This window comes from Bittarella massiliensis (ex Durand et al. 2017) (genome assembly GCF_009876955.1).
GTDB lineage: Bacteria > Bacillota > Clostridia > Oscillospirales > Ruminococcaceae > Bittarella > Bittarella massiliensis.
In genome coordinates this window covers 1-5740 of the sequence record NZ_WWVY01000027.1, presented here as the reverse complement: position 1 = coordinate 5740, position 5740 = coordinate 1, and the positions used below count along the sequence as shown (strand labels likewise).

The following is a 5740-nucleotide window of genomic DNA, read 5'->3' as shown; positions in this document are numbered from 1 at the left end:
TTTTTTTCCGATAAAGTTCCCTCAACCGATCCAAAGCCGCCTGCTGATCCACCATCCTTCTCACCTCTTCTCCGCCGCTCCAGCTCCTCCGTAATAAACTTCATATATCGTAACCTATAGGCCTTCCTATCTGCCTGGAAATCAGCCCTCTCATCATCAGTCATTTCTCTTGTATTATCCTCAAGATAGTACACCGATTGCGGCACCCCATAGTAATTATCCCAAATATACCGCGTTTTTAAGGGATCTATGGGAATACGACCCAACCGGCCCCACTGACTAACTGTCTTACTATTCTCCGGTTTAGGCTCTTTTTTCTGCCGACCCATACAAAGCACCTCCAAAAGAAAAAGAAGCAAAAAGAAAAAACGCCTGCGGGCGGAAAGGGGGAAAAGGGGGAGCCAAAGAGCGGCCCCTTCGGGGCCTTAAAGAGAAAGTCACCTCCCCCTTTTCCCCCTCGCTCTGGGGCATGGAAATGATGGAAAACCTTTCAGGTTTACCACATTCCCACACCCCGCCGCTCACCCCCTAATCCCCCTCCGACTTTCTCCCTATCCGAGAGAGAATATTTTTATTATTTATCCTGGCCTAAAGGCCATAGGGGGGCATATATTATCAATACATTTTTCCCTATTTTTCACTGTTATTATAGCCTGTTCGGGCGGCTCTTTCAAGTCCCCCGGACAGGCTTCTTTTACAGCTCCATACCGCCCCAGGTGCGGCCCCGTTCCTGCTCTCTTTCCGGCTGCTGCACCTCTGGCACAGGTAGCAGCTCCCACGCCTTTTCGACCAGGGGCCGGAACTGCTCCGGCAAGTGCCGATCCAGGAAATCCAGCACCGCACCGATCCCTTCCCGAAGCTGCGCCGAAATCCCACGCTCCCAGCTCAAATCTTCTTCCAGGTATTCGACCTGCACTTTGAGCTGCCGGTTTTCATTTTCAAGCCGCTGCCGCTCCTGGGCCTCCTTCAGCTTTTCTTTCACCGAGGGGATTTTCTGCTGAAGCTGTTGGTTTTCCACCTTCAGCTCCCGCACCTTCTGCTCTGCCGCCGCGCCCCGGATCACCGCCGCCTTCAGCTCCTTCACCTGCTCCACCGTCACACCCTTGACGGCCCCTGTCAGCGTCTTTTCCGGCTGTATCGCGTCCAGATCGGGCTTGACCTTCTCCACCGCTTTCAGCAGCTTCACATTCCCTTGCAGGGCCTTTCTCTGCTTTTCAAGGGTCGCAATCTCCTGTTCTGCTGCTATCACTTGTTCCTGGACAGCTTCAAGCCGCTGGGCCGCTGCCCGGTACTCTGGCAGCTCCATACGCTCGCGGCCACCGCCCAAGCTGATAATCTCAAACTCGTGCGCCTGGGCGATTTCCATTAGAGCTTCTTTCTCCCGTTCCATCCAGGCTTTCCATTCCGTCTGCTTCCGTCCCAGCCCTTCAAACCCCTGCTGCTTTAACGCCTGTTTCATTGATACCCGCGTTGAGAGGCCCCGGCTCTGCTCCGTTGCCACAGGCACGAAGTCCACATGGAGGTGGGGCGTGGCCTCGTCCATATGCAGCACCATATTGAACACCCGCAGATGAGGGTTGCGCTCCTGGAAGGACGCTGCAAACTCTTTGAGAGCTGCCGCCGCCCTTTCCCCTTCAGGGGAGCCGCACCCGCAGTCCGTCAAGTTGCCGATCTGAAAGACAGCCTCGTGAAATAGCTTCTCCTGCTTGCTCTGCCGGATATGCTCATAGTAGTCTGGTATCTTGTCCCTGGTCTTTTTCTTTTTGGCATTGTAGGCGGCCAAGGCTTCATCGAAAAGTTCGTGGTACACCTTTTTCAAATCCTCGTTGCAAAAGGTGACATTCTGCCCCGACCTGCTTCGGTCTACATTCGCCGCTGAAAAGCTCCTGTTGTTGTGCCGGATACTTCCCCGGCCCGTCATTCCCGAAATGGTTGTGCCTATAAAATCACCCGTCCCTTTCCTGCAAAAAGCCTATATCCTACTACTCCTATTTTACCATACCAGGCCGAAGGCCACAACCTCTTTGTTACTTTCTTGTGAGAAAGTAACGCAAAAGCACTTTCACACCGCCGCCCCTTCTGGGCCGGCAGTATGAAAGTGCTTTTGCGCCCTGCCGGGAGCTAAAGAAGCCGATAGGACACAGTAGTCTACTCCCTACAAACGACTACTTTAAACCTAATGCTCTCCTGTACCAATCATACCAAGCTGGATGGGAAATATCGCCACAATCGGGGCATCCAACCCAGCCAATCGGTTTTGATGCACTATAATCAAAACAACACTTTGGACTGCGCTTGGAAGATTTTCCATTCATCAAACATGTATCGCAAGCCCTGCCGCATTCTTCAGAACAAATTTTTGTACAACGGTATTCATATTGTCCATTTACTCCTTGAATTAATTCGTAGCTACCTTCAGTATCTTGTTCAGAAGTGTCATTTTGCTCTGTAGTCTCATAATCCATTACACCATCTCTCGAAAAATCTCCAGTACTTGACAAAGAATCTCCTCTTTGCGCTGTTTTTATTAAAACAGAAGAGAACAGAACAAAAAGAATTATCACAAAAATTATATACAACACTAATGCAAATTTTTGAAATTTATTTTTGTTAGTCATCTGTTTTCTCCGCCACTCATTTAAAAAGATTGTATGTGAATCTCTCAAAAACTATAGATAGATGGATTTTTCTTTAACTACTGCTTTTACTTTTAATTCCATAAAAAATTTTTCTCACCCAACCATGTTTTTTTCCCTGTTCTTGGTTCTTTTGACTCTCTTCAACAACACCAGTTAGAAACTGCTGTTGGAGTGTTCCTGCGTGAAGAGCCTGGGCCGCTGCCGCTGTCTGCTGCGCTGCGGCCAGCGCGTCAGTGAGCCTGGTAATGGCTTGGACCTGCTGCTCGAGCTGCCGGTCTTTCACTTCAAGTTGCCCTTGCAGCGTGTCGATAGTGGCCTGTAAAACAGAAACCACACCATCAACCTCCGCCGTTTTTTCTTCATTTTTGGTTGACGGTATAATCTCAGAAAATGCCTGTTTTATCAGCTTTTCACCGTCAACCTCTACCATCAACCTACCGTCAACTGTTGCCGTCAACCCCTGTAAACTGGTTGACAGTGGTTCATGCTTAATTTTTTTGAAAACAGCCTGCTTTGATACCCCTATCTCGTCGGCTATCTGCCGGATCGTTTTCATAGTCTCACACTCCCAGCACGATCACTGGCGGGTGTGTCCGGTTGCTCTTTTATGTATTGTTTCAGAGCCTCGTCAAGCTCAAAAGGGAGTTTTTCCAAGCGGACAGTCTCTTCAAAAAACAAAATCGTTGCTTCTTCCAAAGTCAGACCATTTTCCGCTAAAACTTTTTCCGCCTGCTCTTTCAGCTCTGCATCGATCTCCAGCGTAACTTCAACCAACTGCCCCATCTCCATCACTCCAACAACCGACCATAGTCCCGTTTCGCATACACTACACGAGCCACTGTCACCAGCTTTTTTTCTTCATCTACCCAATAAAACATCAGATAATTTTGCACCAAAATTTTTCTGTATTCGTGCTTCAAGGGACGGATCGGCTGGTAAGCCGGGGTTGCATACGGAAAGTGCAACACACCTTCCACTGCATCGATCAGCTCCACCGCCAAGCGATCCGCTGCGTCCGGGTTTTGCAGTTCCCGGCTGATATACCGCACGATTTCAAGCATATCTTTCCGGGCAACAGGCAGATACTCTAATTTATACAACCTGTTCCCCTCCAATAGCAGCTTTCATCGCTTTCAGCACATCTTTGGAAGAATAGCGTTTCTCCGTCAGCTCTGCCTCTCTCTCGGCCTCTTGCAGCTTGAAATATACCTCGCTCTCAAATTGCAGGTTTTCAAATGCCTCCATGCTCAGAACAACCATATCACCATAGCCATTCTTTGTCAAAAAAACAGGTTGAGCGGTTTCATGCACAGTCTTTGATATGTCCGCAAAATTATTTCTCAAATCAGAAACAGGTCTAATCATATTCATAACATCAACCTCCATATTATTATTTTAGCGTAATTATGCTAAAATATCAAGGCGTTTTTTCGCAATCTATTTTCCTGACTATATGGACATTTAGAGGTAAAAAAGCCTTGATTTATGCGGCTTTCCGGACGCGGTAGAGAGGGGGCCGGTTATTTCCCTCGGAGGGTTAAAAACGGCTTCTAAAGCGTGACAGGGGCCTTTCTGAGCCTTATTCCTGAACCCCATCGTGCAGCGCGTCCAGGAGCCAATCGCTCAACTCCTGGGAAGGGGACACTCGCACCGTTATATGTCCATTTTCAAAGCGCACCGCTGACGGCGGACAATCCCACCACTTGCGGACGGTTTTCGGATCAAGGCCAGTTTCCCGGTGGCAGTCGGCCTTGCGGCCCTCCGGGTGTTCCTGCCGCCACTCATAAACCCGCGCCTGGGCTGTCGGTCTACCAGCCCACTCATAATTTGGATAATCTACAAGCTGTACCGCTCTGGCCCTTCTCAAATGGTCCTCCTGTTTGCGCCAATTCCGCTTATTGACAGGCATAGTCAGGCCGGAGAGTTTCGCTATATCGTCCCTGGGGAATGTCACATAGTCCTCGTTAAACATTTCCAGGGCGCACACCACATCATCTTTTGTAAAGCGGTTTATATCCTCCACACTCATATCATCGTAGGGCCGGAGCAGCGCAAAAGCGTCCCGGCGCAGCTCGTCCTCGTCTATCCCGCATTTTTTCGCATAAATCGCCAGCGTCATAATGCCATAGAAACGATGGCCCACCCGAATTTCATCGGAAATCCGGTGCAGCCACCAGTCGTAAAGGTCACGCTTGACCGTCCAGCGGCCCCGCCGCTCCTTCTTGACAATCCGCCGCTCATACCAATCCGGGTACTTCTCCTTCGCCTCGGCCAGCGACAGGCGGCTCTTTTTCATAAGCCCCTCAAGCCGCTGCTGCTCCCCGTTGCTGTCCGGGATATAGTCAAGCAGCCGCGCCAGCTCCACCGGACCACCGAATCGGAACGCCCTCACAGGGTACTCCCGTCCCAGCTTCGAGCCGGAGCCGACCACCCGAAAACCCTGCAAAATACCTTGCATTTGCGGTTCCTTGATGGTAGAGGTAAACTTATTCCAAATCTGCCGAGTAAGGGAATATTTCAGCTCTTTCAAGCATTTCTGGTTGTGCGGGTACATAGGCACCGGCTCTTTCAGCACATAATACAGGTGAAGACCTGTCCCGCTGTTTACAACAAAGGTTGCCTGGGGCAGAATATCCTTGTTCATCTGGTGCAGCGTGTCCCGGAGCTGGGGCATACCTACCCCGTCCAGGTCAAACACCAGGGCATAGAGATACCGGGCGTTCTTGCCGCACCGACGCAACCCAAAATAAGAGATTGGAGACATAATCGTAAAATCAGTATCTTGCAGCTCCCGCAGCTCATCCAGCTCATCAGTAATGGTACACCGTTTCGTCTTACCATCTTCCTCTATTTGCAGAGCGATCCCGGTTGCCTTGTCAACCTCACCTTTCGGCACCGTCACCGCAATCCCGTTTCCCTTCCTGTCCTCAAAATGGCCCTTTCTCTCGAAAGATCCTTCCGGAAAAATCTCACGATAAAATTCATATGGCTCCACCGGCTCCAAAAACTTCTCCAAGTGCTCATTTTTTTTCCGATAAAGTTCCCTCAACCGATCCAAAGCCGCCTGCTGATCCACCATCCTTCTCACCTCTTCTCCGCCG

Annotated in this window: 8 protein-coding genes; all 8 read right to left on the bottom strand. The window is 50.1% G+C overall.

Features of this window, described 5'->3' with window-relative positions; all coding sequences use genetic code 11:
* Positions 1-329: hypothetical protein (locus GT748_RS14600; protein WP_161222383.1), on the bottom strand; the 329-nt coding region annotated here is incomplete at its 3' end.
* Between the two features lie 365 nt (positions 330-694).
* Positions 695-1921: a plasmid recombination protein gene (locus GT748_RS14595; protein WP_155202688.1), complete on the bottom strand. Its 1227-nt coding sequence runs from the start codon at positions 1919-1921 to the stop codon at positions 695-697.
* A 244-nt stretch (positions 1922-2165) separates the two neighbouring features.
* Positions 2166-2618: a hypothetical protein gene (locus GT748_RS14590; protein WP_149935562.1), complete on the bottom strand. Its 453-nt coding sequence runs from the start codon at positions 2616-2618 to the stop codon at positions 2166-2168.
* Positions 2619-2691: 73 nt separating this feature from the next.
* On the bottom strand, positions 2692-3195 hold the full coding sequence (locus GT748_RS14585) for a hypothetical protein (RefSeq protein WP_155202689.1): 504 nt from the start codon (positions 3193-3195) through the stop codon (positions 2692-2694).
* The gene (locus GT748_RS14580) at positions 3192-3422 is read right to left on the bottom strand and encodes a type II toxin-antitoxin system RelB/DinJ family antitoxin (protein ID WP_161222382.1); all 231 of its coding nucleotides are present in this window, start codon (positions 3420-3422) and stop codon (positions 3192-3194) included. The genes GT748_RS14585 and GT748_RS14580 overlap by 4 nt, the downstream gene beginning before the upstream one ends.
* A 5-nt stretch (positions 3423-3427) precedes the next feature.
* Positions 3428-3739 carry a type II toxin-antitoxin system RelE/ParE family toxin gene (locus tag GT748_RS14575; protein ID WP_173020418.1) on the bottom strand — a complete coding sequence of 104 codons (312 nt, stop codon included), beginning with the start codon at positions 3737-3739 and terminating at the stop codon, positions 3428-3430.
* Positions 3732-4010 (bottom strand): type II toxin-antitoxin system Phd/YefM family antitoxin, encoded by a 279-nt coding sequence (locus tag GT748_RS14570; RefSeq protein ID WP_154275625.1) that lies wholly within the window; start codon positions 4008-4010, stop codon positions 3732-3734. Before GT748_RS14570 ends, GT748_RS14575 begins: the two co-directional genes overlap by 8 nt.
* A gap of 208 nt (positions 4011-4218) precedes the next feature.
* Positions 4219-5740 (bottom strand): hypothetical protein (locus GT748_RS14565; RefSeq protein WP_368034547.1); only part of this gene is annotated, 1522 nt, incomplete at its 5' end.

Coding starts and splice junctions, on each gene's coding strand:
- GT748_RS14595 (WP_155202688.1), bottom strand. CDS start 1,921: ATGACGGGCCGGGGAAGTATCCGGCACAACAACAGGAGCTTTTCAGCG.
- GT748_RS14590 (WP_149935562.1), bottom strand. CDS start 2,618: ATGACTAACAAAAATAAATTTCAAAAATTTGCATTAGTGTTGTATATA.
- GT748_RS14585 (WP_155202689.1), bottom strand. CDS start 3,195: ATGAAAACGATCCGGCAGATAGCCGACGAGATAGGGGTATCAAAGCAG.
- GT748_RS14580 (WP_161222382.1), bottom strand. CDS start 3,422: ATGGGGCAGTTGGTTGAAGTTACGCTGGAGATCGATGCAGAGCTGAAA.
- GT748_RS14570 (WP_154275625.1), bottom strand. CDS start 4,010: ATGAATATGATTAGACCTGTTTCTGATTTGAGAAATAATTTTGCGGAC.